Here is a 26837-nt window from a genome sequence, read left to right on the forward strand (position 1 = left end):
TTGTCATTCTGGAAAAGCAATTATGAAACGTGAGCGCGTCAAAGAGCGGCATGCAGAGGGTCATATCTCTGCGACCCATGTGATTCAAAATCCGGCCAATTCGGGGGAGTGGATCGTGTTTTTCAAGAAAAGCGGCGGGCGCAGCTTTTTCCTGGTGGATGACCAGGACGAGGTCGAATCCTTTGAAAAACTCGATGACCTGATCGACACCATTCGCAGCCTCGGCATCAAGTTCGCCGAGATTCACATGTAGCCGCCCAGCTTACTTGCAGACCACCACTACACTGCGACCCTTGAAGTTGCCCACATCGGCGCCCAGGGTCTTGTCGCTTTCCTTCAAGGCTGGCGTGCCTTCGGTGCCGACGATGCGGTAACCGGTGCCGGCGCAGGAGGCATCGGCCTTTTCGTAGCAACTGGCCCAGGAATTGGCCTCGCCCGAACAGTCAATGGTCAGGCCTTGTTCGCCGTTTTTCAGGTAAATGTCGGAAGTGGTGGTGCAGCCGGCGAGCGCCAGTACCGAGGTCAGTGCCAGGATCTTGTTCATGTAAAGTTCGTCGTTGAGAAGTGTTAAGGGGCGCGCTGACACTGTTGTGGGGCGTTTCAGCGAGATTATAGCGAACGGCCATCAAGGTACAGACAATCACAAAAAAGCCCCGTTCACCGGGGCTTCATGCGCAACCGCAGAGGCTTACTTGCCCTTTGGTCGCTTGCTCGACGCGTGGCCGGCTTCATCCACAAATACTTCGGCTACTGCAATCGCCTGGCTTTCGGTGGCGAATACGCCGGCAACGCTGTCGCCGTGAAAGTTGATCAGGTGCCAGCCGTCTGCTCGCTTGGTGATCAGGTAGCCGTTTACGCCTTTGGGTTCTGACATCTATTAACAATCTCGTGGTCTGGTGTTCAAGCTGGCAATGATAGCGCCAAATGCCATGGGGGCGCGTAAGTTGTTGCAGGTCAGTGCCGAACCCCATAAAGCGTGCTAAAAAGGATATGGCCCTTTGAAATCAGGGGATGCTGGGTTTTCTCCGGTGCCGTTGGGGCCGCTTGTTTGAACATGGGCGGAACTAACGCCGACATTTTTTCTCTATGTTGACATCGCAACGCCAGCAGCGCCCATTGTAAGGTGGCTGCGGCCTGATTAGACTGCGCCGAATTTCGTACGCACAGCCCTTATTAAGGACTTATATGATCAAGAAATGCTTGTTCCCAGCAGCCGGTTACGGCACTCGCTTCCTGCCAGCGACCAAGGCCATGCCTAAAGAAATGCTGCCGGTGGTAAACAAGCCACTGATCCAGTACGGCGTCGAAGAGGCACTGGATGCCGGCCTGAACGAAATCTCCATCGTCACCGGTCGTGGCAAGCGCGCCCTGGAAGACCACTTTGACATCAGCTATGAACTGGAAAACCAGATCAAGGGCACCGACAAGGAAAAATACCTGGTCGGTATCCGCAAGCTGCTCGACGAGTGCTCGTTTTCCTACACCCGTCAAACCCAGATGAAAGGTCTTGGTCATGCCATCCTCACCGGTCGCCCGCTGATCGGTGACGAACCGTTTGCCGTGGTCCTGGCGGACGACCTGTGCGTGAACCTGGAAGGCGACGGCGTCTTGACCCAGATGGTCAAGCTGTACCAGAAATACCGCTGCACCATCGTTGCAGTGCAGGAAGTCGATCCTTCGGAAACCAACAAGTACGGCGTGATCGCTGGCGACGATATTGGCGATGGCCTGATCCGTGTGCGCGACATGGTCGAGAAGCCAGCGCCGGAAGATGCCCCGTCGAACCTGGCGATCATCGGTCGCTACATCCTGACCCCGGATATCTTCAAGCTGATCGAAGAAACCGAGCCAGGCAAGGGCGGCGAAATCCAGATCACCGACGCATTGTTGAAGCAGGCCAAGGACGGTTGCGTCATTGCCTACAAGTTCAAGGGTCGTCGTTTTGACTGCGGTGGCGCCGAAGGCTACATCGAGGCGACCAACTTCTGCTACGAGCACTTCTACAAGACTGGCAAGGCTTACTGATTAAGCATGGCCTGTTGAGTCTCAAGAAAGCCACCTTCGGGTGGCTTTCTGGTTTTTTGGGTACAAGCGGGTATCCTGATGCCCTGCCGAGGAGAGTGAAATGGCCTACGATTTTGATCTTTATGTAATTGGCGCCGGTTCCGGTGGCGTTCGGGCGGCACGCTTTGCCGCAGGGTTTGGCGCGAAGGTCGCCGTGGCGGAAAGCCGCTACCTGGGCGGGACGTGTGTGAATGTGGGCTGTGTGCCGAAAAAGCTGCTGGTCTATGGCGCGCACTTTGCCGAAGACTTCGAGCAGGCCAGCGGTTTTGGCTGGTCCCTGGGCGAGGCGGACTTTGATTGGGCGACGCTGATCGCCAACAAGGACCGCGAGATCAATCGCCTCAATGGCATCTACCGCAACCTGCTGGTCAACAGTGGCGTGACCCTTCACGAAGGCCACGCGCGCCTGACCGGGGCGCACGAGGTCGAGATCAATGGAGAGCGCTTCACCGCCAAGAATATCTTGATCGCCACTGGCGGCTGGCCGCAGATTCCCGAGATTCCGGGGCACGAGCACGCTATTGGCTCCAATGAGGCGTTCTTCCTTAAAGAGCTGCCCAAGCGTGTGCTGGTGGTGGGCGGTGGTTATATTGCGGTGGAGTTTGCCGGGATTTTCCATGGCCTGGGCGCACAGACATCGCTGCTGTATCGCGGCGATCTGTTCCTGCGTGGCTTCGATGGTGCGGTGCGCAAGCATTTGCAGGAAGAACTGACCAAGCGCGGCCTGGACCTGCAATTCAACGCCGATATCGCGCGTATCGACAAACAGGCCGATGGCAGCCTCAAGGCCACCCTGAAGGACGGTCGTGTGTTGGAGGCCGATTGCGTGTTCTACGCCACTGGGCGGCGCCCGATGTTGGATAACCTGGGCCTGGAGCACACCGGGGTCAAGCTGGACGAGCGTGGTTTTGTCGCGGTCGACGACCTGTACCAGACCGCCGAGCCTTCGATCCTGGCCATTGGCGACGTGATCGGTCGCGTGCAGTTGACGCCTGTGGCATTGGCCGAAGGCATGGCCGTGGCGCGTCGCCTGTTCAAGCCTGAGCAATACCGCCCGGTAGACTACGCGATGATCCCGACGGCGGTGTTCAGCCTGCCGAACATCGGCACCGTAGGCTTGAGCGAAGAGCAGGCTAGGGCCGATGGGCATAACGTGCAGATCTTCGAAAGCCGCTTCCGGCCGATGAAGTTGACCCTGACCGAGTGCCAGGAGCGCACCCTGATGAAGCTGGTGGTCGATGCCGACACCGATAAGGTGTTGGGTTGCCACATGGTCGGGCCGGAGGCGGGCGAGATCGTCCAGGGCCTGGCGATCGCCCTCAAGGCGGGGGCGACCAAGCAGCATTTCGACGAGACCATCGGCGTGCATCCTACGGCGGCGGAAGAATTCGTCACCATGCGCACGCCAGTGGCTGGCTGATCAGGCCTGGGCCGCTGCCTCTGGCGTCGTTGCAACGACGGCAGCCAGGCGCAGCGCCTCGATGGTGGCCTGGGCCTTGATCAGGTCCAGTTCCACGGCTTTGTAGCTGTGCTGTTGCTCGGCCAGTGCCTCCTGGCGTGACTGGCTGTCCAGCACCGCTACCCGCAGGCGCTCCTGGAGCAGGGTGCGTTCGCTGTCGATCACGCTCACCTGTTCGCTCAGCTTGAGTTGCTGGGCCTGAGCCTTGCGGCTTTGCTCCTGCTGGGCAGCCAATTCCTTCGCCGTAACCCGGTGTTCAATCAATAGCCGCTCATTGTCGCGATGCAGTTGGGTGATCTCGTCCTGGCGCACCAGGGCGCTCTGCTGTGCCTGGCGCAATTCAGCCTGCAGTTGTTGCAGCTGGCCTTCGTGGCGGCGCTGCTCCTGTTCGCGCTGGTCCTTGATGGCATTGCGGTAGTGCTCAAGGGCATCGCGGGCGTGCAGGTGCTTTTCTTCCAGCGACCGAATCTGTTCGTCCTTGTCCGAGAGCCGTAGCTCGTAGTCGCTGCACGCCTGGCTAAGCCCGGCGTTACGGGTTTGCTCGGTCTGCAGGCTGGTGCTGGCGGTTTGCAGCGCGGCGCTTTCTTCGGCGAGGGCGGTGCCCTGGATATCAAATTGCTGCTGGAGTTGGCTGTGTGCGGCTTCAAGCGCTTCTACCTGGGCGAGCAGGGCGCTTTTTTGCTGTTCGAACTGGGCCAGGGCCAGGTCGATGGGCTCCTGGGCTTTCTCTTTCAGGCGCTGGGCCAGGCGTGTCACCAGTTCGCCGAGCTCGTCGTCGATGGGGGCTTCGGTGATGGTGAGGCGGGTTTCGCTCTCGTCGAGCTCTTTTAAATAGCGGTGAATGGTGGTTTTCGAGCCGGTATTACCCATTTCGATGCGCACCGCATCAATGCTGGGGTTTTCGCCGCGGGCGAGAATTGCCAGGCGTGCCGTCTGAACTACTGCTTTGTTGATGCCGCCGCGAGCCATAGGGTCTCCGTCGATTTGATACTGTGGTATGTATTATGTATATACATACTATATCACGAATTAAAACACGTTGAAATTCACCATTTAACAGATGGGATATTGGCGTATTATCCCGTGTCATGACTTGCCGGACCCTCTCCGGGCGCAGTTCCCGTACACCAACCTCTGTAGGAGCCGGCTTGCCGGCGATCGCGGCATGAGTGAACTAGATCGATACCTGAACGCCGCCACCCGCGATAACACCCGTCGCAGCTATCGCGCTGCCATCGAGCACTTTGAGGTGAGTTGGGGCGGCTTCCTGCCCGCCACCAGCGACAGCGTGGCGCGATACCTGGTGGCCTATGCCGGGATGCTAGCGGTCAATACGCTGAAACTGCGGCTCTCGGCGCTGGCGCAATGGCACACCAGCCAGGGTTTTCCCGATCCGACCAAGGCGCCGGTGGTGCGCAAGGTGCTCAAGGGCATTCGCGCCTTGCACCCGGCCCAGGAAAAACAGGCCGAACCCTTGCAGCTCCAGCATCTGGAGCAGGTGGTCGGCTGGCTTGAGCGCGATGCCGAGCAGGCGCGGGCAGAGGGCGATCGACCGCGCTGGCTGCGTGCCAAGCGCGACACGGCCTTGATCCTGCTGGGCTTTTGGCGCGGCTTTCGCAGTGATGAGCTGTGCCGTTTGCAGATCGAGCATGTCCAGGCGGTACCAGGCGCGGGCATCACCCTGTACCTGCCGCGCAGCAAGAGCGACCGCGAGAACCTCGGCCAGACCTATCAAACCCCGGCGCTGCTGCGCCTGTGCCCGGTACAGGCCTATAGCGAATGGCTGAGTGCCTCGGCCCTGGTGCGCGGCCCGCTGTTTCGCGGGATCGATCGCTGGGGCAACCTGCGTGAGGAGGGGTTGCATGCCAACAGCGTGATCCCGCTGCTGCGCCAGGCCCTCGGGCGGGCCGGCATTGCCGCCGAGCAATACACCAGCCACTCCCTGCGCCGTGGCTTTGCCACCTGGGCCCATCGCAGCGGCTGGGATTTGAAGTCGCTGATGACGTATGTCGGCTGGAAGGACATGAAGTCAGCCATGCGCTATGTTGAAGCGACGCCCTTTCTTGGCATGACTCAGGCCCGCGAACCGCTGCTTTAAGATTTCTTCTATTAATACAGCTGGTTGATAGCCAAAACCAATCGCAAGCATCAGGTTTGCCAATGAGCCATCGGCGATGAGACTGGGTAGGATTCACCCATCAACTTACTAACCCCTGACGGAGAGTCAACGATGCCTATCATCAACAGCCAAGTAAAACCGTTCAAAGCCACCGCTTACAAAAACGGCAACTTCGTAGACGTGTCGGACGCTGACCTGAAAGGCAAGTGGTCTGTCGTGTTCTTCTACCCAGCCGACTTCACTTTCGTCTGCCCAACCGAACTGGAAGACCTGGCTGACAACTACGCCGAATTCCAGAAACTGGGCGTCGAGATCTACAGCGTGTCCACCGACACCCACTTTGCCCACGCTGCCTGGCACAACACCTCGCCAGCCATCGGCAAGATCCAGTACACCATGATTGGCGACCCGACCCTGACCATCTCCCGCAACTTCGACGTGCTGATCGAAGAAGCTGGCCTGGCAGACCGTGGCACCTTCGTGATCAACCCTGAAGGCCAGATCAAGATCGTTGAGCTGAACGACGGCGGTGTTGGTCGTGACGCTTCCGAACTGCTGCGCAAAATCAAGGCGGCCCAGTACGTTGCTGCCCACCCAGGCGAAGTGTGCCCAGCCAAGTGGAAAGAAGGCGAGGCTACCCTGGCTCCGTCCCTGGACCTGGTCGGCAAGATCTAAGTCTGTGAAGTATCAAGGGCGGATTGCCGCACCTTAAGTAAGCCGCACCGCCCTCAAAAACGCCCGGGCGAGATTCGCTCGGGCGTTTTTTTTTACCGAATTGATTTGAAATAGGAAATCGCCCGTATGTTGGACGCCAATCTTAAAGCTCAGTTGAAGTCATACCTGGAACGGGTCACCCAGCCGATCGAGATCGTCGCCTCCCTCGATGACGGTGCGAAATCCCAGGAAATGCTTGCCCTTTTGCAGGACGTAACCAGCCTCACCACGTTGATTAGCCTGAAAACCGATGGCAATGACGCGCGCAAGCCATCGTTCTCCATCAACCGCCCGGGTGCCGATATCAGCCTGCGTTTTGCCGGCATCCCCATGGGTCATGAATTCACTTCGTTGGTGCTGGCCCTGCTGCAAGTCGGTGGCCACCCGTCGAAGGCCAGTGTCGAAGTGATTGAGCAGATTCGCAGCCTGAAAGGCGAGTTCAGCTTCGAGACTTACTTCTCGCTGTCCTGCCAGAACTGCCCGGACGTGGTCCAGGCGCTGAACCTGATGGCTGTGCTCAACCCGAACATCCGCCACGTCGCTATCGACGGCGCACTGTTCCAGGCTGAAGTCGACGAGCGCCAGGTCATGGCAGTGCCCAGCGTCTACCTCAACGGTGTGAACTTCGGCCAGGGCCGCATGGGCCTGGAAGAAATTCTCGCCAAGCTCGACACCAGCGGTATCGAAAAAGCGGCCGAGAAAATCAGCGCCAAGGACGCCTTTGATGTACTCGTCGTCGGTGGTGGCCCGGCAGGTTCTGCCGCGGCTATCTACGCCGCGCGTAAAGGTATCCGCACGGGGGTGGCCGCCGAGCGTTTTGGTGGGCAAGTGCTGGACACCATGTCCATCGAGAACTTTATCTCGGTACAGGAAACCGAAGGCCCGAAACTGGCCAGCGCCCTGGAAGCCCACGTGCGTCAGTACGACGTGGACATCATGAACCTACAGCGCGCCAGCAGCCTGATCCCGGCGAAAAATCCCGGTGAGCTGCACGAAATTCGCTTCGAGAGCGGGGCGACCCTCAAGTCCAAGACCGTGATCCTGGCCACCGGTGCGCGCTGGCGCGAAATGGGCGTGCCGGGTGAGCAGGAGTACAAGGCCAAGGGTGTGTGTTTCTGCCCACACTGCGATGGCCCGCTGTTCAAGGGTAAGCGCGTGGCGGTGATCGGCGGCGGTAACTCCGGCGTTGAAGCGGCCATCGACCTGGCCGGTATTGTCAGCCATGTCACGTTGCTCGAGTTCGACAGCAAGTTGCGCGCCGACGCGGTATTGCAGCGCAAGCTCTACAGCCTGCCGAACGTTGACGTGATCACCAGTGCGCTGACCAGCGAGGTCAAGGGTGATGGCCAGAAAGTCACCGGCCTGGCCTACAAGGACCGCGATACCGGCGAGTTCAAGACCATCGACCTGGAAGGCATCTTTGTGCAGATCGGTTTGCTGCCCAACACCGATTGGCTCAAGGGCACGGTGGAGTTGTCGCCCCGTGGCGAGATCATTGTCGATGCCCGTGGCGAGACGTCACTGCCAGGCGTGTTTGCCGCCGGTGACGTGACTACGGTGCCGTACAAGCAGATCGTGATTGCGGTGGGCGAGGGCGCCAAGGCTTCCTTGAGTGCTTTTGATCACCTGATCCGAGCGTAAGGCCTGAAACTAAAAAACCCATGAGAGATCATGGGTTTTTTGTGGCCGTTGCTTTTGTGGGCGCTGGTTTGCCTGCGGTGCAGGCAAACACCACGGTGATACCCTCCTGCTGGGGCATCAAGCCGTTTTACAGCGGTGCTGGCTGGATGATCTCAACCCAGTACGCGTCCGGGTCCTTGATAAACGCCAGGCTTTTCATGCGCCCATCCGTCAGGCGCTTCTGGAAGTCACAGCCCAACGCTTCAAACCGCTCGCACGCCGCCACGATATCCGGCACCGAAATGCAGATATGGCCAAACCCGCGCGGGTCGGTGTTGCCATTGTGGTAGGCAAAGTCGGCATCGTTCTCGGTGCCGTGGTTGTGGGTCAGTTCCAGGATGCCCGGGATCGACTTCATCCACTGGGTACGTGCGGCGGCATCGGCTGGGATCTGCGCCTTGTCGACCAGGGCGAGGAAGTACAGGCTGAATTCGGCTTCCGGGAAGTCGCGCTTTTCAACCAGGGAAAAGCCCAGGACGCGGGTGTAGAAGTCCAACGACTTGGTGATGTCCTTGACCCGCAGCATGGTGTGGTTGAACACGAAGTTCGCAGTGGCGGTGTCGGGTTGGGCGGTGACGCCCGGGAAGGTGTTCAATTCGTGCAGGCTCATGGGCCCTCCAGAAAAAATGGGGCAGACGCGGCTCGTGACTTGAGCGGTCCTTTGGCTTGCGGCTGACAGGCATCCGTGCAGCCGGGCCATGATACGCAAGCCGCGCCAGCCACGCCAAATGAAAAAGCTGACACGGGCCTTGCGACTATCCTACGTGCAGGCTCAAACTTTGCGGCTTGAACTCCGAGTGTTTTTTGCAATGAGCCGACTGAACAAACCGCTGTTGAGCACCGTGTGCCTGATCTTGGCCAGCACTGCTGTATTGGCGGCAGATCCCGAGATTCACTGGCCCAGCGGCTGGCAGGTGGAGGAAGTGGTGGCGGATGCCGATGCACCGGCCACGCCGTCGCCGGTATCTCGCCAACGTGCGATAAAGAACAACGAAAACGGCGAGACACAGATGGTCATGGAGCTGACGGGCACCCCGATCGAGCCTGGGCATGTGGTCAATCTGCAAGGTGTGCTGCTGGAAATGCGCAAGTCCATCCAGAAGGACTTTGCCCGCAGTGGTTATCAAAGTGTCTGCAACAAGATGCACCCGACTACCTTGAGTCATCTTGAGGCCCTGGAAACTACCTGCGTGATTACCGAGAATGGTCGGCATGTGCTCTCGCAAACACTGATAGGCGCTGTTGATGCGAATAAGGCCTATGTTTTTTCATACGCCGGGCAAGCTCAAGCCTATGAGTCGAGCAAGGAAGAAGTCAGTGAGGTACGTGCAAGCCTGAAACTTTGATGGGCGATGGCTAGATGCCTGACATGGCGCAGTTACAAAAAAACACATAACTATAAGGGCGCAGCGTACAGCCACTGGTCGGTGAATTTGTACCAAGTGGAATGTGTTTAGAAGTCCACGTTCCAAAGCCACGGGCCGCGAAATCGCAGTGCACAAACAAAAAAGCCCCGCATCTGCGAGGCTTTTTATTAGTGCGCCGGTATTAGCCGCGCAACCAGGAATCTACAGTGGCTGCGCCATACTGTTCTTTCCAGGCCTTCAGGCCGCGGTGGTTGCCGCCCTTGGTTTCAATCAGTTCGCCAGTGTGTGGGTTGTGATACACCTTGACCACGCGTGCGCGGCGGGTTTTAGGTGCGGCTGCCGCTTGGATTCCCGATTTGCCCGGGTTTGGATCAAGGATGGAGATGATGTCACGCAGGCTCTTGCCGTAGGTTTTCATCAGCCCTTGAAGCTTTTCTTCAAATTCGATTTCTTTCTTCAAGCCAGCATCGTTCTTCAGGGATTCCAGCTGGGCGAGCTGCTCTTGAAGGGCTTTTTCTGCGGCACGAAATTCGGCGAGTCTGGACAAAATATTTACTCCAATAGTGTATTTGGCTGATACCAACTGTAAACAAAGCTATAAGCCAAGAGCCTCAGCATGACTCGGTAAAAGTGGCTCTCCTGCCGATTCAGCACAGGCAGGAAAAATTGTAGTAGTTAATGAGCCACGAGTAAATCATGTCCTTTGTATAAATAACAATATTTCATGATGATGCTAGATCGATATTCAAGCACCACGCAAAGACTTAATGAATGCGTCAAAAGGCACTGGGCGGCCAAACAGGTAACCTTGCAAAAAGTCCACGCCTTGCGCTGCCAGATAATCGCATTGCTCTTGGGTTTCCACGCCTTCGGCGACGATGCCCAAGTCAAGCTTGCCCGATAACTCGATGATGCTATCGAGTATATGCCGCGATAAAGCATCGGCCCCGATCATTGCCACAAAGCTTTGATCAATCTTCAAGTAGTCAACATTGAAGTTGCGCAAATAACCCAGGCTGGAGTGGCCGGTGCCGAAGTCATCAATGGCGATCATCACCCCCAGTTCATGCAGGGCCTGGAACAGCTGGCGGGTCACGTCGGTGGGCTCGATCAGTTCGCGTTCGGTCAGCTCCAGGGTCAACAGGACTTGCCCGGGCTGGAAGGCCGCGAGAAATTCCCGACAGTCCTGCACCAACTCCAGGTCCTGGCAGTGCCGGGCGGTGATATTGATCCCCACATGGAAATTACCGCCCAGGCGATCGGCATGGGGTGCAAGCTGTGTGGCCACCTGGCGCATCAATGCCCGGGTCATGGGCACAATCAGCCCTGAATGCTCGGCCAGGGGAATAAACAGGTCCGGGCGAACCAGGCCTTCTTTTGGATGCTTCCAGCGCATCAGCACTTCACAGCCGGCCCATTGCAGGTTGTCACCGCGCACCACCGGTTGGTAATAGGGCACGAATTCATTGGCGCCCAGCGCCCGCTGCAGTTCATGGGTCGGTGCGCTGGAGCGCTTTTGCAGCCAGTGCGCGAGCACGCCGGCCAATACGCCGAAAAACACCAGCAGGCTGAACAGTGGCGGGTAGCGGGCTTGCATGTAACGCCAGACTTCCCCTTCGGGCATGCCGGCCTCCACGCTGTAGGCGTAACGCTGGGAGTCGAGGTGGTGATGGGCCACGGCAAACACCGGTAGCGCAGTGTCGCGCACTTTGCCGTCGCTACCCAGCCAATTGGGCCCGACCTGCAATACCAGGTCGGCATAACGGCTGATCAGGCGCAGGGCGTTTGTCAGGTGGTAACCGTCAATCGAGGCAAACGCCGCTTTGTCGCCGTCCACCAGCCGATAAACCAACAAGGCGGTATCGGGGGTGACGGGGTTGCCCTTCATCAGCCACAGGCGACCATTGACGTAATCGTCCGGGTTGACCGGTGACACATAGTCGCCGCCAAACAAAGAGCTGCAATAAATGGACTTTTTAAACGACAGGGTGGTTGCGCGGACAAAGGGGCGCCGGGTGACTTGCTCGCGCAGCGCCAGTTTTGCCGCATTGTCACAGTCCTGGCCCGCCAGCGGCAGTAGGTCCTGGGCGGCGAGGGCGGTGTTGTCGAGCATCAGGTCGAATTGGCGCACGGCCTCGATAGCCGTCTGCGCGGTGCTGTTTTCCAGGGTGCGCTGGGCCTGCAGGTACAGGATCACCACCCCTAGCAGAATCGGCAGCATGCCGCACAGGACCGTGATCAAGTAGCGGGCGGCGCGCTTGCGCGGGCCTTTGATGGTGAGTGGCATTTACGCGGCCTGTAGCAGAATGAGGGAGGGGCCTGGCAACGGCTACAGGCGAGGCGTCAGATACACGAATGAAATGATAGTTGCCCTATGGAAATAAGCACTTTAAACGCGTTGACCTAGCTACTTGGCCAGTTGTGCGTGTTTTTCAACCTTGCCAAACTTTGCAACATATTTTGACGAGGAAAAGCTGATTGGTCTATTGCGTTATTGCCTGGATCAATGCTTGTCAAAAAAACTGCAGCCCCATATAGACGCTGCATTCAAAAACCAACTCTTTCGCGTCATCAAGCCCAAATTTCGCGGGCGGGCTTATGCCTGCGTGGCGTTTGAGCGGGGCTCGATCTAACACATAGGAACACGTGCGTAATGAAAAACAATGTCCTGGCCATTGCCCTGCTGCTTGCTTGTGGTTTCGTCATACCTACGGCCTCTGCTGCCGACGGCACCATCACCCTGACCGGCGAAATCACCGGCACCACCTGCACCATCAGCGGTGGAACCGGCGGTGCCCCAGGCTCCGGGGCGAACTTCCCGGTAGTCCTCGACAAGGTCCAGGCCAGCGCCCTGTCCACGGCGGGGGCAACCGCCAGCTCCAAACCGTTCTTTATCTACGTGGGCGGCGGCGCCAGTTGCGCAGATGCGACCAAAGTGGCGGTGCTGTATGAGAGCACCAGCCCGGCCATCAACCCGGCCACGGGCAATTTGCGCAATACCGCGCCCAAGACTGCGGCGGCCAAAGTGGAAGTGCAAATTGTCGACGGTGCAACCCAAAGGCCCATGGATTTGCGCAGCGGCCACGCCTCGACCACGGCCACGGTCACCGGCGGGCTGGCGACCATGCCCTTTGCGGCACGTTATATCGCCACCGGCGGCGCGGCGGGAGTCGGGCTGGTGACTACGGCGGTGCAGTACTCGGTGATCTTTCCCTGATCGCCTGAAAAACCGAGGGTACGCAGCATGGGTTGCCTATCACGCCTAAAGGTTGCGCTGTGCCTGTGCCTGGCCTTCGCGCAGGCACAGGCCGGGGTGATCCTAAGTGGTACACGCCAGGTCTACGCCGAGGTGCGCAGGGAAATCACCGTACAGGTGCGCAACGATGATCAACAGGCCGCACGCCTGGTGCAGGTGTGGATGGACGACGGTGATGCACGGCAGTTGGCGGAACACAGTGAGGTACCGTTCAGTATCAGCCCGCCGGTGTTTCGCCTGGACCCGGGCAAGAGCCAGTCCATACGCCTGGCCTATACCCGGGAGCCGCTGGCCGGGGACAGGGAGTCGCTGTTCTGGCTCAACGTGCTGGAGGTGCCGCCCCAGACCCGACCGGCGCAAACCGAGGCCGAGGAGGAGCGCCAGAACCAGCTGCGGTTTGCCTTTCGCATTCGCACCAAGGTGTTTTTCCGGCCCCGGGGCCTGGCGGGCAACGCCCATGATGCGCCGGGGCAACTGACCTGGACCTTGCATACCGGCAAGCCGGCGGTGCTGCGGGTAACCAACCCGTCGCCCTTCCATGTGACATTCCATGAGGTCGCGCTGGTGATGGGTGGCCAAGCGGTGCCCACCGAACAGCAAGGCATGGTCGCGCCCTATGCCAGCCTCGACCTTGCCCTGCCTCCTCTGGTGCAGACGGTGCCCGCCGACGCCCGGGTGCAATTCCAGTACATCGACGATTTCGGTGGTTTCTCCGTGCCGCGCTGGGCGCCTCTTTAGTAACGCGAAGCCTGACTTATGTTTTTTTACCTGCAACTGTGGGCGCGGGGGGGGATTGCCCTGCGTGCCCTGTACTTTCCCGCAATGGTGGTGGCCTTGATCTGCCCCGAGGTCCTGGCAGCTTCGGTCACCTTCGACCTTGAGGCGTTTTCCAGTGGCCTTGCAGCGGGCGTGGATATTTCCCGCTTCAACCGCCACGACACCCTGGCGCCCGGCAAGTACCGGGTCGATGTAACGCTCAACGGCGCGCCTGCTGGGCGCCATGCGTTGGACTTTATTGCGGTGCAGGACGACGTCGTGCCGTGCCTGGACTGGCCGCTGTTGACCCGACTGGGCGTGGTGCCAAACCAGCCCGTCTCCCCAGGCCCATTGTGCGGGGATCTTGGCCAATGGATCCCCATGGCCTCCAGCAGCGTCGATAGCGGTGCGCTGCAGCTGGCCCTAAGCGTGCCCCAGCTCTACCTGACCCCGACGGCCCGTGATGCCATCGACCCCCGCCAATGGGACGAAGGCATCAATGCCGGCTTGCTCAGCTACAACTTCAGCGCCTCGACCATGACCGCCGGCAGTGGCGAAGACCGGGCCTACCTGGGGCTCAACACCGGCCTCAACCTCGGCAGTTGGCGTTTGCGCCACCAGGGCGCGCAGGCCTGGGACTCGCGAAGCGGTGCCGAGCGCTACCAGAGCAGCGCGATCTATGTGCAACGCAGCCTCGCGGCCTGGCAATCGCGCCTGACCCTGGGCGACAGCTTCAGCAGCGGGCAGATCCTGGAGAGTACCCGCATGCGTGGCCTCAGCCTGGGCACCGACGAGCAAATGCTGGCGCCTTCGCAACAGGGTTATGCGCCAGTGGTGCGAGGAATGGCCGACAGCAACGCCACCGTCACCGTCAGTCAGAACGGCTATACGCTCTACGAAACCACCGTGGCCCCCGGTCCGTTTGTGATCAACGACCTGTACCCCACAGGTGGCGGCGACCTGAGCGTCAGCGTCAAGGAAGTCGACGGTCGCCAATACAGTTACAGCGTGCCGTTTTCCGTGGCACCGCACCTGCTGCGGCGCAGCGCCAGCCGGTACGGCATGACCCTGGGCCAGGTCCGCCAGAATGGCGTCGAGGGCCGGGCCCCCCTGGCGTTTGAAGGGACACTCCAGCATGGTCTGCTGGACGACCTGACGCTGTATGGCGGCAGCAGTTTTTCTGAAGGTTACGCCCAGGGCAAAGCGGGTGTGGCACTGAACACCACCCTGGGTGCATTTTCGCTGGACGCCACCGATTCGCGCACGCATGTCCCTGGGCAGGGGGGGGTGTCGGGGCAGAACGTCGGCCTGGGCTTCGACCGGCAACTGTCGCAAACCGGTACGCACCTGGTATTGGGCGCCTATCGTTTTTCCACCGAGGGCTACCTGAACCTCACCGACGCAGTCAATGTGCGGGAGCTGGGGCGCCGGGGCCAGGATATTGGCAGCTACGCCCGGCAAAAGACGCGCCTGGACCTGACCATCAGCCAGCAGGCGGGGGCGGGCACCCTGGGGTTCTATGCCAGTTCGACCCAATACTGGGGCCCGCGCCTGGGGCGCGAAACCGCGTATCACCTGAGTTATGGCGCCAGTTGGCGCCGCCTCAACTGGAACCTCAGCGCCCAGCGTTCGCGGGTCCAAGCCCCAGACCGGAGCAATCATCAAGACGAACACGCGCCGGTATTGCTGGCCCGTTCGGATAACGCCGGCCACGTCGATAATCGCGTGATGCTGACAGTGTCCCTGCCCCTGGGCAGCAGCCCGCGCGCACCGAGCCTGACCAGCACCTTGATTCGCAGTACCGGAGGCAGTCGCGGCAGCCAGCAACAACTGGGCATCAACGGCATGCTCGATGATGACGCCACGCTCAACTACGGCATCGCCGGCACCCGCGCCTCGGCCGAGGGGGCGAGCCAGGGCAGTTTCAATGCCTATGCCGGGTACAACGCCAGCACGGCCGCCCTGCGGCTGGGGTATGGGCAGAACCGCGACAGCAGCCAGCTTTCATTGAGCGCCGACGGCGGCCTGGTGGCCCATGCAGACGGCCTGACGTTCTCGCACTACCTCGGCGAGGCGGCCGCCCTGGTCCATGTGCCCGCTGCCCAGGGTGCACGGTTGAGCAATGGCAATCACCTGCGGGTCGACCGCAACGGCTACGCCGTGGTGCCGTCGCTGCGGGCGTTCCAGGCCAATACCGTGGGTATCGACCCCGAGGGCAGCGCCTATGACGTGGAACTGCAAGAGACCAGCCAACGCATCGTGCCCACCGCCGGGGCCATCGCCCGCTTGAGCTTTGCCACGGTGGTCGGGCGGGCAGTGGTGGTCAAGGCCCTGCGCGAGAACGGCAAACCGTTGCCATTCGCCGCCCAGGTGTTTGATGAGCACGGCAGCGAAGTCGGGGTGATTGGCCAGACCAGCAAGGCCTTTGTCAGGGGCATTGCCGAGCAGGGCACGCTCACTGTGAAGTGGAGCGAGACCGCCGCTGACCGTTGCTACATCCACTATCGCCTGCAACCCCAGGCAACGCGGCGCCAAGCCCACGCCGACCTGTTGCAAGGGCAATGCGTAGGCGTGGCGGCCGGGCGCGAGGTGACCGCACGATGAGCGCCAAGGCATGCCTTCTTGGCCTGCTCGCGCTGCTGGCCGCCGCCGAGGTGCACGCCAATGCCAGTTGCACGCCCGCGCCCCCCGTGGCGCTTTCGATTGCCTCCATCAGCGTGCCGGCTAACCCCCGGGTGGGCCAAGTGCTGGGCGACCCCCAGGGCTATGCGCTGCAATCCCCAGACGCGCAGGATTGCACCTATGGCGTGGGCGTGAGCGTGGATCATTGGTCGTATATCAGCGTGGCAAGGAACATGCGCTTTACCGGCAAGTATTTTGGCCACTCCGGGTTATCGCTGCCGATCTTTACCACCGGCCTGCAAGGTGTGGGCTATGGCTTGATGGCACAGGACCGCGATGGCGGTGAATGGAAAAGCATCAATCAAGGCGTGTCGATCCTGCGCGGGCCGCTACGTCCCGGCCTGGCCTCCTGGGGCGTGCGCGTGCGCGTGGTGTTTTTTGTCACCGGTACGATCCAGGGTGGGGTGGTATTCGCGCAGCCCTTTGCAGAGTTCAGGGTCCATCCTGATTTTCACGCGGTCCATTTGTTCACCTTCGCCACCGTGGTGGTGGGGCCGCCGTTGAAACCTACCTGTTCGGTATCCACACCCTCGGTGCCGATCGATCTGGGCAGCGTGGCAGCCACCGCGTTCACCGGCGTGGGCAGCGTCGCCGGTGGTGCTAGCCGCGAGATTGAGTTGCAGTGCGCGGGCGGCACAGGGGGCAGGCTGGATGTGTGGGTGACACTCACCGACCAAACTCAACCGGCCAACCGTGGCGAGCGCCTGACGCTGACGCAAGATTCCACCGCCCGTGGCCTCGCCCTGCAACTGCTGCACGGCAACGCCGTCGTCAGCTACGGGCCGGACGCCAGTGGTATTGGCAACCCCAACCAATGGTCGGCCGGCAGTACGGGCAATGGCACGGTTCGCATACCGCTGACGGCGCGGTACCTGCAAACCGAGCCTACCGTGCATCCCGGCACGGCCAAGGGACTGGCCACCTTTACCTTGAGCTACCGATGAGCGGGGCCTGGGCACGTCTGGCAGCGGGCGTACTGGGTTGGCTGCTGGCCTGGAGTGCCCATGGGGAAATCGTGCTTGACCGCACCCGCCTGATTTACCCCGCAGCCGTGGGCCAGGTCACGCTCAACCTGAGCAATGAGGCGGATAACCCACGGCTGGTACAGGTCTGGATTGACGCAGGCGACCCCCTGGTGCGCCCTGAATACAGTGACGTACCGTTCACCGTGACCCCGCCGATTCTGCGCATGGACGCCGGCCAGGCCCAGGCGTTGCGCGTGGCCTATGATGGCGAGCCGGCGCAGGGGGGCGTGGAGCAGGTGTATTGGCTCAACGTACTGGGTATCCCGCCGCAGACGGATGCGTCCCACAGCGTGCAGTTCGCCTTGCGCAGCCGTATCAAACTGTTCCTGCGCCCGCCACTGATGCCAGGGCGAGCGGAGGAGGCCGCCGAAGGCCTGGAGTGGCGCTTGCCCAAGGCGGGCACCCTGCATGTGCACAACGCCAGTGCCTACCATGTGAGCTTGACCAGCATTGTGCTGGGGAGCGAGGGGCGCCAGTACCGCAACGATGACCCGCCGATGCTTGCTCCCCGATCCAGTGCAATCGTTACCCTGCATGGCGCGCCGGGGCAGGCGTCGGGCGCGGCGCTGGTGCACTTCACCACCCTGGACGACCATGGCAACAGCCGCACTCATGTAGCGCGCACTGTGCAATAAACCCCTTGCGTCCGTACGGGCATAAGGATTTGATAAGGAATACGGACAAAGCTGTTTACGCTGTGTAGAATCCGTTTACGCATACAAGAATAAGCGCCTGTTTCCATGCAGGCCTCGTCCGTCAGAGACGCCCGTAAGAGAATGACTCAACCATGAAGCTACTCGGGTTCCAACTCATCTACGGTGACTTCCTCGCCCGCAGCGTGCGGGGCATTTCCTGTGCGCCACCTGCCCACCTCATCCTTGCTGGCAATTAATTTACTTAATTCTAAAAAAGATGATGAGGCGCCAAATCATGGCAGATCTATACGAAAACCCAATGGGCCTGATGGGCTTTGAATTTATCGAATTCGCATCGCCGACCCCGGGCACCCTGGAGCCGATCTTCGAGATCATGGGCTTCACCAAGGTGGCAACCCACCGCTCGAAAAACGTGCACCTGTATCGCCAGGGCGCGATCAACCTGATCCTCAACAACGAACCCCACAGCATCGCTTCGTACTTTGCCGCCGAGCACGGTCCGTCGGTGTGCGGCATGGCGTTTCGCGTCAAGGATTCGCAACAGGCCTACACCCGCGCCCTGGAACTCGGCGCCCAGCCGATCCATATCGAAACCGGCCCGATGGAACTGAACCTGCCGGCCATCAAGGGCATCGGCGGCTCGCCGCTGTACCTGATCGACCGTTTCGGTGAAGGCAACTCGATCTACGATATCGACTTCGTGTTTATCGAAGGCGTGGACCGCAACCCGGTGGGCGCCGGCCTCAAGGTCATCGACCACCTGACCCACAACGTCTATCGCGGGCGCATGGTCTACTGGGCCAACTTCTACGAGAAGCTGTTCAACTTCCGTGAAGCGCGCTACTTCGACATCAAGGGCGAATACACCGGCCTGACCTCCAAGGCCATGAGCGCCCCGGATGGCATGATCCGCATCCCGTTGAACGAGGAGTCGTCCAAGGGCGCAGGCCAGATCGAAGAGTTCCTGATGCAGTTCAACGGCGAAGGCATCCAGCACGTGGCGTTCCTCACCGACGACCTGATCAAGACCTGGGACGCGTTGAAGAAGATCGGCATGCGCTTTATGACTGCGCCGCCGGACACCTACTACGAAATGCTCGAAGGCCGCCTGCCAAACCACGGCGAACCGGTGGAGCAGTTGCAGTCGCGGGGTATCTTGCTGGACGGCTCGTCCGTGGCCGGCGACAAGCGCCTGCTGCTGCAGATCTTCTCGGAAACCCTGATGGGCCCGGTGTTCTTCGAGTTCATCCAGCGCAAGGGTGACGACGGCTTCGGCGAAGGCAACTTCAAGGCCCTGTTCGAATCCATCGAGCGTGACCAGGTTCGTCGTGGCGTACTGACCACCGACTGACATGGCTTTTTGTAGGAGCGAGCTTGCTCGCGATGGACGTCAACGATAACGCGTACTGCCTGAGGTGGCGCGGTGTCTTTGAGTCCTTCGCGAGCAAGCTCGCTCCTGCAGTTATCGGGTCAGGCTCTACGCTGGCGCATCAGGTGCTTGAAACCCTCGAACACCAGCACCATCACCGCCAGCCAGATCGGGATGTAGGTCAGCCATTCACCCGGCCCGATGCTTTCCCCCAGCAGCAACGCCACCCCCAGCAACAGCACCGGCTCCACATAGCTGAGCAGGCCAAACAGGCTGAACGCCAACAAGCGGCTGGCGATGATGTAGCACACCAACGCCGAAGCACTGATCAGCCCGAGCATCGGGATCAACCCATATAGCCCTTTGTGTGCATCCAGCACGGCGAAGCCCTGTTCGCCACTTTGGACAAACCACAGCGCCACCGGCAGCATCAGCGCCATGTCCAGCCACAGGCCGCCCAGGTGATCGGTCGCCAGGCGTTTGCGCAGCACGAAGTAGATGGGGTAACCGATGATCACCAGCAGCGTGGCCCAGGAAAAACCGCCCACCTGGTACAGCTCGTTGAGCACGCCAATCGCCGCGAACACCACCGCGATCAGTTGCAGCCGCGAGAGCTTTTCGCCATACACCAGGCGCCCGGTCAGGACCATGGTCAGCGGCAGCAGGAAGTAGCCCAGGGACACATCCAGGCTGCGGCCGTTAAGCGGCGCCCACATAAACAGCCACAGTTGCACGCCCAGTAGCACCGACGACAGCACAATCCCACCGATCAGTCGTGGCTTGCCCGCGAGCAATCGCAGCAGTTCCCACACTTGGCGCCACTCACCGCTGACCACCATGAACACGGTCATGCACGGCACGGTCAGCAACATGCGCCAACCGAAAATCTCCAGGCCACTCAATGGCGTGAGCAGTGATGTGAAGTAATACATCACGGCAAACAACACCGAGGCCGCTACCGATAAAACAACGCCTTTAGACACGCAGTCCTCGCCAAACCGATTCAAACAAAAGAGGGGGGAATTTCAGGTGGGAATATATTGCTTTTGAGGTGAGACGTTTGCTCTGTTTTGCGGCATCTTATGGGAAATTTTCTCACGCCCAAGGTTCGCCAGCATGCCCGTCAGCCACCAGCCGCCCCTGGATGATTTCGACCGCGCGATTCTCAAGCACCTGCAACGCGACAACACCACCGCACTGCGGGTGATTGGCGAGCAGGTCAATCTGTCGACCGCAGCGGTACAGCGGCGCATCAAACGCATGGAGCAGAGCGGGGCGATCATCGCGAATACGGCGGTGGTCAATCAGGATGCAGTGGGCAAGCCGATCACGATCCTGGTGGAGGTGCACGCCGAGCGCACCCATATCGAAGACCTCGATGTGCTCAAGGTGCAGATGTCGATCCCCGAGGTGCAGCAGTGCTATTACGTCACCGGCGATGCCGACTTCATGCTGGTGATCGTGGTGGAAACCATGAAGGCCTACGAAACCCTGGCCCGCACGCTGTTCTACGAGAACCGCAATATCAAATGGTTTCGCAGCATCGTGGTGATGGACCGGGTCAAGGTCAGCCTGGATGTGCCGCTGGGTTGATGTGGGAGCAGGCAAGCCAGCTCCCACAGGGGGTCAGGGGCGGTGAATGCGCCCCGAGACAAAGTGCCCCACATCATTGAACCCCGGTGTCGACGCATGCCCCGGCGTCACCAGTGAGTCAATAAACGCCTCATCCTCCGCACTGATCTTCACATCGAGCGCCCCGGTATAGGCATCCCACTGCGCCTCGGTGCGCGGCCCGACAATCGCCGAGCTGACCGCCTGGTTGTTCAAGACCCAGGCAATCGCAAACTCGACAATCCCCACGCCACGGCCCTGGGTGTATTGCTGGATCTGTTGGGCAATGCGCAGTGACTCCACGCGCCATTCGGTTTCCAGGATGCGTTTGTCCTGGCGTGCGGCGCGGCTGCCGGCTTCGGGGCTGATATCCGGTGCGTACTTGCCACTGAGCACGCCACGGGCCAGTGGGCTGTAGGGCACCACGCCCAGGCCATAGGCCGCCGCCGCGGTGATCTGCTCCACCTCGGCCTGGCGGTTGACGATGTTGTACAGCGGCTGGCTGATGATCGGCCGGTCGACCCCCAGGCGCTCGGCCACGCGCACCACTTCGGCGATGCGCCAGCCGCGATAGTTGGACAGCCCCCAGTAACGGATCTTGCCCTGGCGGATCAGGTCGCCGATCGCCGAAATGGTGACTTCCAGTGGGGTGTCGTGGTCTTCGCGGTGCAGGTAGTAGATGTCCAGGTAATCGGTGTCGAGCCGGGTGAGGCTGGCTTCCAGCGCGTTGAAAATGCGCTTGCGGTTCAGGCCGCTGCGGTTGGGCAGGCCGTCCGGCGGGCCAAAGCCGACTTTGGAGGCGACGACCCAGTCGGCGCGATGGCGGCTGATGGCTTCACCGACGATTTCCTCGGAGCGCCCGCCGGTGTAGACGTCGGCGGTATCGATGAAGTTGATGCCCTGGTCCCAGGCCTTGTCGATGATACGCAGCGAGTCTTCGGTGTTGGTCTGTTCGCCAAACATCATGGTGCCCAGGGTCAGTGCGCTGACCTTGAGCCCGGACTGGCCCAGTGTGCGGTAAATCATGGTGAACTCCTCAAAAGCGCAGACAGTTGCTATGCAATACCAGAGAGCAAGGCTCTAGAACAAGCCCGACGTCGGTGGCTCGGTGCCCTTGAGCCGATAGGCGCCGACCACCGCGGCTTTCCAGTGCCGGGGATTGTGGTTGGCCACGGTGCGCGCATTGCGCCAGTGCCGGTCGAGGTTATGGCTGCGCCCGGTGGTGGAGGCGCCGCCGACGTCGAACAGCAGCTCGCCAGCCTTGAGTGCCGACTCGGCGGCGATGTATTGGGCCTGGGCCACATCGATGGCTGCGCGGGTCACGGCCTCATGGCTCAACTCCTCGGCCCAGGCCGCGTCGAGGGTGTCGGCGGCGCGCAACACCACCGCTTCGGCGGCAAACGCACGGGCCGAGATCTCACCCACGGAAAACTCCACAAAGGGGTCGTCCACCGAGCGGCTGGCGCTGCTGTGCTTGATCGGCCGCGCATGGTCCCTTGCAAAGGCCACCGCATCGTTCAAGGCATTGCGCGCGATGCCGGCCTGCACCGCGCCGAGGAACAGTTGCAGGAACGGCGTGATGATCGAACGCTGGCCTTCCTCCACCACCCGCGTGCGGATTTCCTCGCGGCGCACCAGCACGTTGTTCAGGCGCGTGGTGCCGCTGGCGGTCAGGCGCTGGCCCATGGCGTCGAAATCATCCACCAGCTCCAGGCCTTCGCGGTCGCGGGGCACCACGAACGACACTGGCTCCTCGTTTTCATCCAGTGCCACCGCACTGACCCAGTCGGCATACAACGCGCCCGTGCTGTAGTACTTGCTGCCATTGGCGCGAAAGTGCTCGCCCTGGGGCACAATCCGCGCGCTGACCTGGCCGTTGGCGCCACCGATTTCCCAGCCGGCGTTGCCGAACACCTCGCCCTGCAAGTAGTGGGCAAACCACAGCTGGCGCTCGGCTTCGGACTGCTGCACCAGCAGGCTTTCGATAAAGGCAAAGCTGGGGCGCAGGGACTGGGCGATATTGGAGTCCACCGCCGCCAGGTCGATGACGAACTGCACCACCTCGCGCACGCTGGACTCGCTGCCGCCGTAGCGCTGGGGAATGCGCAGGGTCAGCAGGCGCGCTGCGGCCAGTTGGCGGATCTGCTCATGGGGCAGTTGCCGGGTGCGCTCGCGTTCGGCGGCGCCCTCGGCGATCTGCGGCAATAACACAGCGGCACGCTGCAACAGCTCTGGCACGGACAAAAAGCTCATGACAATCCTTATATGGCAATGGCGTAGGTAATGAAGTGGTGCTCGGGCACCGGGGCGGGCCGGTCGATCTGCGGGATGGCATCGAGCAGGGCGCGGGTGTAGGCATGCTGCGGGTGGTCAAACACATCGCGCACAGGGCCGCTTTCGACCACCTCGCCGTCCTTCATCACCAGCACCCGTTCGCTGACCTGGTTGATCACCCCCAGGTCGTGGGAGATGAACAGGCAGGCCAGTTTCAGGCGTGACTTGAGGTCGGCCAGCAACGCGAGGATCTGCGCCTGCACCGACACATCCAGGGCCGACACCGGCTCGTCGCATACCAGCACCTGGGGGTTGGGCGCCAAGGCGCGGGCAATGGCGATACGTTGGCGCTGGCCGCCGGAAAGCTCCAGGGGGCGGCGCTCGAGCACGCTGGCGTCCAGGCGCACCAGTTGCAGCAGCTCCAGGGTGCGCGCCGGCCATTCCCTGCGGGGCAGGCCGGCCACCTGCAACGCCTCGTTAAGCACGCGGGCCACGGTGTAGCGCGGGTCGAACGAGCTTTGCGGGTCCTGGAACACCACCTGGATGCGTTGGCGCAGTTGGCGCCGTTGTTGATCGTTCAGGGCGCTCCAGGGCCGGCCGTTGAGCCATACATCGCCGGCGTCCGGGCGCTCCAGGCCCAACAGCATGCGGGTGAGGGTGGTCTTGCCGCTGCCGGACTCGCCGACAATTCCCAGGGTTTCCCCGGCGCGCAGGCTGAAGCTGGCGTTGTGCACTGCAACATGGGGCTGGCCGTCGGGGCCGATAAAGGTTTTTTGCAGGTTGCGCGCCTCGATCAACGGCAGGTCGAAGCGCTCGACGCTGGCCACTTTCGGCGCCGCCAGGGCCGGGCGCTGGAAATGCACCGCACGCCCGGCCCGCAGTAGCGACTGGGTGTAGGGATGCTGCGGGTCATGCAGGATCGCCTCCACCGGGCCTTGCTCGACAATCACCCCGTGATGCATCACCGCCACCCGGTCCGCCAGGCGCGACACCACCGCCAGGTCGTGGCTGACCACCAGCATCGCCATGGCCTGGGAACGCAGGGACTCCAACAGCGCCAGGACCTGGGCCTGCACCGTGGCGTCCAGCGCCGTGGTCGGTTCATCGGCAATCAACAGGCGCGGGCCGGCGGCAATCGCCGAAGCGATCAGCGCCCGTTGGCGCAGGCCGCCCGACAGTTGATGGGGGTACTGCAAGGCGCGCAACTCGGGCTGCGGCACGCCGACCGCGCGCAGCAGTTCGATGACCCGTGCCTGGCGCTCATCGCGACCCAGTGGCGTGTGCAGGCGCAGCGGTTCGGCTATTTCCTTGCCTACCGGGCGCAGCGGGTCGAGGGAGCCGAGGGCGTCCTGCATCACAAAGCCGATCTGCGCACCGCGCAGGGTTTGCCAGGCGCGGTCGTCCAACTGGCGCAGGTCGGTGCCGGCAAACGCCAGGCGCGCGGCCTGTACGCGCGAGCCGGCGCCGCTCAGGCCGCTGAGGGTGCGCGAGGTGACAGTCTTGCCCGAGCCGGACTCGCCCACCAGCGCCAGGCATTCACCGGCGGCCAGGCTGAACGATATGCCCTTGATAATCGGCGTGTGGCCAAACTGTACCCGCAGGTCTTGTACCTCCACTAACGTACTCATCGTGATTTACCCTCGCTGCGCGCCAGCCAGTCCCGGCCAAGGGCGGTGATCGACACCACCGTCAGGATGATCGCCACACTCGGCCAGGCCACCAGCCACCAGGCATTGGCCAGGTAGTTGCGGCCCATGGCGAGCATCGAACCCCATTCCGGCGCGGGCGGCGAGGCGCCAAAGCCGAGGAAGCTCAGCGCCGCGCCGGTGATGATGTTGTGGCCGATGCCAATGGTAGCGAGGATCAGGATCGGCTTGATCGCATTGGGTAGCACATGCCGCAACACCACGGCTGCGCGATGCCGGCCGAGGGTGGTAGCGGCTTCGACGTAGGGTGCATCGCGCACCACCAGGGTCTGCGCGCGCACCATCCGCGCAAAGCGCGGGATGCTCGCCACGCCCACTGCAATCAGGGTGATCCACAGGCCCTGGCCCCAGAACGTGATGATCACCAGGGCCAACAGCAGGTCGGGAAAGGCCAGCAAAACGTCGATCAGGCGCATGATCGCGCCATCCATCAGGCGCGGGCCGAGGCCGGCCGCCAAGCCGAGGATGATCCCGGCGCCCAGGCCGATGGCCGTGGACACCAGGCCCATCAACAGTGAAGGGCGCACCCCGTGGATCAAGCGGGCAAGTACATCGCGCCCGTTTTCATCGGTGCCCAGCCAGTGGCTGGCGCTGGGTGGCAGGTAGGCGTTGCGGGCGGCGGCGGCCAGGGGGTCGACGCCGGTCAGCCAGTGCGGCACGAGCGCCGCGATCAACAAGCCGATCACAAACAGCCAGGCCAGTGACAGGCCGGGGCGAAAGGTGCTCGGCAGCGCCAAGGGCAAGCGCCAGGGCAGGTTATAGGTGCTCATGCCAGGCTCCTCGCATACTGACTCTGTGGGTACGGCAACCCCAAGTGCTCACGCAGCGTGCTGCCACTGTACTCATGGCGAAATACCCCGCGCTTGCGCAGCAGCGGCACCACTTCATCGACAAACACCTCGACCCCCGAGGGAAACATGTCCGGCATGATGTTGAAGCCATCGGCGGCGCCCGCGAGGAACCAGTGTTCGAGGGTGTCGGCCACCTGTTCCGGGGTGCCCACCAGCAGGCGATGGCCGACCAGGATGCGCCGCGACAGTTCACGCACCGTCAGGCCTTCGCGGCGGGCCAGGTTGAGTTGGGCTTCGAGAAACCCCTGGGAGCCTTTCTCATAGGTGCCCACTTCACCGATCCGCGCCCACGGCAGCGGCGCATCCAACTGCAGTTCCTCGGCGGGGATGCCGATCCGCGCGGCCACTTGCTGAATCAGGCCATGTTCGCCGTGGTAGGCATTGAGTTGATCAAAGCGTGCATGGGCTTCGGCCTCGCTGCTGCCGATCACCGTGGACAGGCCCGGCATGATTTTCAGGTGCTCGGGGTTGCGCCCCCATTGGCGCGCGCGCTGCTTCATGTCGCGGTAGAAGTGCTGGCCATCTTCCAGGCTGGTCTGGGTGGTGAAAATCGCATCGGCATACCGCGAACCCAGGGCCTTGCCACCCTCCGATGAGCCCGCCTGCACCAGCACCGGCCGGCCCTGGGGCGAGCGGGGCAGGTTCAGCGGGCCCTTGATGGAAAAATGCCGGCCGACAAAGTCCTGGCTGTGGATTTTGTCGGGATGTGCGTAGCGGCCGTTGCCGGCATCGCCGATGATCGCGTCGTCTTCCCAGCTGTCCCAGAGCTTGCACGCGATGTCGATGAATTCTTCGGCGCGGGCGTAGCGCTCCCCGTGTTGCAACTGGTTGGCCAGGCCGAAATTCTGCGCGGCGGCGTCAGTGGCGTTGGTCACCACGTTCCAGGCTGCGCGGCCGCCGCTGATATGGTCCAGGGAGGCGAAGCGCCGCGCCAGGTTGTAGGGGTCGTTGTAGGTGCTGGAGGCGGTGGCGATCACCCCGATGTGCTGCGTGGCCAGGGCCACGGCGGTCAGCAGGAGGGTCGGTTCCAGGCGGCCTACCGGTTGCGTGGCCACATCGCCCGCCAGGGCCGGGCCGTCGGCGAGGAAGATCGCATCCAGGCAGCCACGTTCCGAGATGCGCGCGATAGTGCGGTAGTACTCCACATCCAGGTAGGCATCGGCCGGCACTTCGCCGACGCGCCAGGCCGCCGCGTGGGCGCCGAAACCGAGGATGTTCATGCCAATGCTCATGTGCTTTTTCATGCAG

At 61.6% G+C, this 26837-nt stretch carries 26 protein-coding genes; 14 read left to right on the plus strand and 12 right to left on the minus strand.

Annotation, left to right across the window (positions count from 1 at the left end; all coding sequences use genetic code 11):
* The first annotated feature begins 22 nt into the window (after positions 1-22).
* Positions 23-253 carry a hypothetical protein gene (locus ACSSVH_RS11850; protein WP_169955831.1) on the plus strand — a complete coding sequence of 77 codons (231 nt, stop codon included), beginning with the start codon at positions 23-25 and terminating at the stop codon, positions 251-253.
* Between the two features lie 9 nt (positions 254-262).
* Here ACSSVH_RS11850 and ACSSVH_RS11855 read toward each other — a convergent pair whose 3' ends face one another.
* Together ACSSVH_RS11855 and ACSSVH_RS11860 are read right to left on the minus strand one after the other, a co-directional pair.
* Positions 263-544, minus strand: a complete 282-nt coding sequence (locus ACSSVH_RS11855) for a YgdI/YgdR family lipoprotein (protein ID WP_169955832.1) — start codon at positions 542-544, stop codon at positions 263-265.
* Positions 545-688: 144 nt separating this feature from the next.
* Entirely contained in the window at positions 689-874 is a 186-nt protein-coding gene (locus ACSSVH_RS11860) for a hypothetical protein (protein WP_076960784.1), read from the minus strand.
* Positions 875-1185: 311 nt separating this feature from the next.
* On the opposite strand from ACSSVH_RS11860, the gene galU reads away from it, so the two are divergent.
* Together galU and gorA are read left to right on the plus strand one after the other, a co-directional pair.
* Complete coding sequence (gene galU / locus ACSSVH_RS11865) at positions 1186-2025, plus strand: UTP--glucose-1-phosphate uridylyltransferase GalU (protein ID WP_029294645.1); 840 nt, start codon at positions 1186-1188, stop codon at positions 2023-2025.
* A gap of 100 nt (positions 2026-2125) precedes the next feature.
* Complete coding sequence (gorA, locus tag ACSSVH_RS11870; RefSeq protein ID WP_169955833.1) at positions 2126-3484, plus strand: glutathione-disulfide reductase; 1359 nt, start codon at positions 2126-2128, stop codon at positions 3482-3484.
* Here the strand turns inward: gorA and ACSSVH_RS11875 are convergent, their stop codons facing one another.
* Positions 3485-4492 (minus strand): DNA-binding protein, encoded by a 1008-nt coding sequence (locus ACSSVH_RS11875; protein WP_492634582.1) that lies wholly within the window; start codon positions 4490-4492, stop codon positions 3485-3487. It lies immediately after the preceding gene.
* A gap of 196 nt (positions 4493-4688) precedes the next feature.
* On the opposite strand from ACSSVH_RS11875, the gene ACSSVH_RS11880 reads away from it, so the two are divergent.
* The 3 genes from ACSSVH_RS11880 to ahpF all read left to right on the plus strand — a co-directional run bounded on the left by ACSSVH_RS11880 (position 4689) and on the right by ahpF (position 7997).
* Positions 4689-5621, plus strand: a complete 933-nt coding sequence (locus ACSSVH_RS11880; protein WP_492634583.1) for a site-specific integrase — start codon at positions 4689-4691, stop codon at positions 5619-5621.
* A 132-nt stretch (positions 5622-5753) separates the two neighbouring features.
* Entirely contained in the window at positions 5754-6317 is a 564-nt protein-coding gene (gene ahpC / locus ACSSVH_RS11885; RefSeq protein WP_010210361.1) for an alkyl hydroperoxide reductase subunit C, read from the plus strand.
* A 126-nt stretch (positions 6318-6443) separates the two neighbouring features.
* Positions 6444-7997, plus strand: coding sequence for an alkyl hydroperoxide reductase subunit F (gene ahpF / locus ACSSVH_RS11890; protein ID WP_169955836.1), 1554 nt, complete (start codon positions 6444-6446; stop codon positions 7995-7997).
* A gap of 127 nt (positions 7998-8124) precedes the next feature.
* On the opposite strand, the gene gloA is transcribed toward ahpF, so the two are convergent.
* A complete protein-coding gene (gene gloA, locus ACSSVH_RS11895; RefSeq protein ID WP_169955837.1) occupies positions 8125-8646 on the minus strand; it encodes a lactoylglutathione lyase in 522 nt (173 codons plus the stop codon).
* A gap of 199 nt (positions 8647-8845) precedes the next feature.
* On the opposite strand from gloA, the gene ACSSVH_RS11900 reads away from it, so the two are divergent.
* Positions 8846-9382, plus strand: coding sequence for a DUF4946 domain-containing protein (locus ACSSVH_RS11900; protein ID WP_262376899.1), 537 nt, complete (start codon positions 8846-8848; stop codon positions 9380-9382).
* Positions 9383-9584: 202 nt separating this feature from the next.
* On the opposite strand, the gene ACSSVH_RS11905 is transcribed toward ACSSVH_RS11900, so the two are convergent.
* Positions 9585-9950, minus strand: coding sequence for a histone-like nucleoid-structuring protein, MvaT/MvaU family (locus tag ACSSVH_RS11905; RefSeq protein WP_038441053.1), 366 nt, complete (start codon positions 9948-9950; stop codon positions 9585-9587).
* 198 nt (positions 9951-10148) lie between these two features.
* The gene (locus tag ACSSVH_RS11910; RefSeq protein ID WP_169955839.1) at positions 10149-11690 is read right to left on the minus strand and encodes an EAL domain-containing protein; all 1542 of its coding nucleotides are present in this window, start codon (positions 11688-11690) and stop codon (positions 10149-10151) included.
* 366 nt (positions 11691-12056) lie between these two features.
* On the opposite strand from ACSSVH_RS11910, the gene ACSSVH_RS11915 reads away from it, so the two are divergent.
* The 6 genes from ACSSVH_RS11915 to hppD all read left to right on the plus strand — a co-directional run bounded on the left by ACSSVH_RS11915 (position 12057) and on the right by hppD (position 19129).
* Positions 12057-12620, plus strand: coding sequence for a fimbrial protein (locus ACSSVH_RS11915; protein WP_169955840.1), 564 nt, complete (start codon positions 12057-12059; stop codon positions 12618-12620).
* Positions 12621-12647: 27 nt separating this feature from the next.
* Positions 12648-13397: a fimbrial biogenesis chaperone gene (locus tag ACSSVH_RS11920; protein ID WP_170041530.1), complete on the plus strand. Its 750-nt coding sequence runs from the start codon at positions 12648-12650 to the stop codon at positions 13395-13397.
* A gap of 18 nt (positions 13398-13415) precedes the next feature.
* Positions 13416-16019 (plus strand): fimbria/pilus outer membrane usher protein, encoded by a 2604-nt coding sequence (locus ACSSVH_RS11925; protein WP_492634584.1) that lies wholly within the window; start codon positions 13416-13418, stop codon positions 16017-16019.
* Positions 16016-17041, plus strand: a complete 1026-nt coding sequence (locus ACSSVH_RS11930) for a fimbrial protein (RefSeq protein ID WP_492634585.1) — start codon at positions 16016-16018, stop codon at positions 17039-17041. The genes ACSSVH_RS11925 and ACSSVH_RS11930 overlap by 4 nt, the downstream gene beginning before the upstream one ends.
* A complete protein-coding gene (locus ACSSVH_RS11935; RefSeq protein ID WP_492634586.1) occupies positions 17038-17757 on the plus strand; it encodes a fimbrial biogenesis chaperone in 720 nt (239 codons plus the stop codon). Before ACSSVH_RS11930 ends, ACSSVH_RS11935 begins: the two co-directional genes overlap by 4 nt.
* Before the next feature lie 295 nt (positions 17758-18052).
* Positions 18053-19129, plus strand: coding sequence for a 4-hydroxyphenylpyruvate dioxygenase (gene hppD, locus ACSSVH_RS11940; protein WP_057440066.1), 1077 nt, complete (start codon positions 18053-18055; stop codon positions 19127-19129).
* Between the two features lie 119 nt (positions 19130-19248).
* Here the strand turns inward: hppD and rarD are convergent, their stop codons facing one another.
* On the minus strand, positions 19249-20130 hold the full coding sequence (rarD, locus tag ACSSVH_RS11945; protein WP_169955848.1) for an EamA family transporter RarD: 882 nt from the start codon (positions 20128-20130) through the stop codon (positions 19249-19251).
* Between the two features lie 133 nt (positions 20131-20263).
* Here rarD and ACSSVH_RS11950 point away from each other — a divergent pair, with 133 nt between their 5' ends.
* On the plus strand, positions 20264-20740 hold the full coding sequence (locus tag ACSSVH_RS11950) for an Lrp/AsnC family transcriptional regulator (RefSeq protein ID WP_492634587.1): 477 nt from the start codon (positions 20264-20266) through the stop codon (positions 20738-20740).
* 33 nt (positions 20741-20773) lie between these two features.
* Here ACSSVH_RS11950 and ACSSVH_RS11955 read toward each other — a convergent pair whose 3' ends face one another.
* From ACSSVH_RS11955 to ACSSVH_RS11975, 5 genes are read right to left on the minus strand one after another with little or no spacing between them, the layout of a single operon-like run.
* The gene (locus ACSSVH_RS11955; RefSeq protein ID WP_170041526.1) at positions 20774-21784 is read right to left on the minus strand and encodes an aldo/keto reductase; all 1011 of its coding nucleotides are present in this window, start codon (positions 21782-21784) and stop codon (positions 20774-20776) included.
* Between the two features lie 54 nt (positions 21785-21838).
* Complete coding sequence (locus ACSSVH_RS11960; RefSeq protein ID WP_492634588.1) at positions 21839-23011, minus strand: acyl-CoA dehydrogenase family protein; 1173 nt, start codon at positions 23009-23011, stop codon at positions 21839-21841.
* 8 nt (positions 23012-23019) lie between these two features.
* Complete coding sequence (locus ACSSVH_RS11965; RefSeq protein WP_492634589.1) at positions 23020-24660, minus strand: dipeptide ABC transporter ATP-binding protein; 1641 nt, start codon at positions 24658-24660, stop codon at positions 23020-23022.
* The gene (locus tag ACSSVH_RS11970; RefSeq protein WP_492634590.1) at positions 24657-25508 is read right to left on the minus strand and encodes an ABC transporter permease; all 852 of its coding nucleotides are present in this window, start codon (positions 25506-25508) and stop codon (positions 24657-24659) included. The genes ACSSVH_RS11965 and ACSSVH_RS11970 overlap by 4 nt, the downstream gene beginning before the upstream one ends.
* Positions 25505-26833, minus strand: a complete 1329-nt coding sequence (locus tag ACSSVH_RS11975) for an LLM class flavin-dependent oxidoreductase (RefSeq protein ID WP_492634591.1) — start codon at positions 26831-26833, stop codon at positions 25505-25507. The genes ACSSVH_RS11970 and ACSSVH_RS11975 overlap by 4 nt, the downstream gene beginning before the upstream one ends.
* Positions 26834-26837 lie beyond the last annotated feature (4 nt).

The organism is Pseudomonas sp. HC1(2025) (assembly GCF_058742075.1).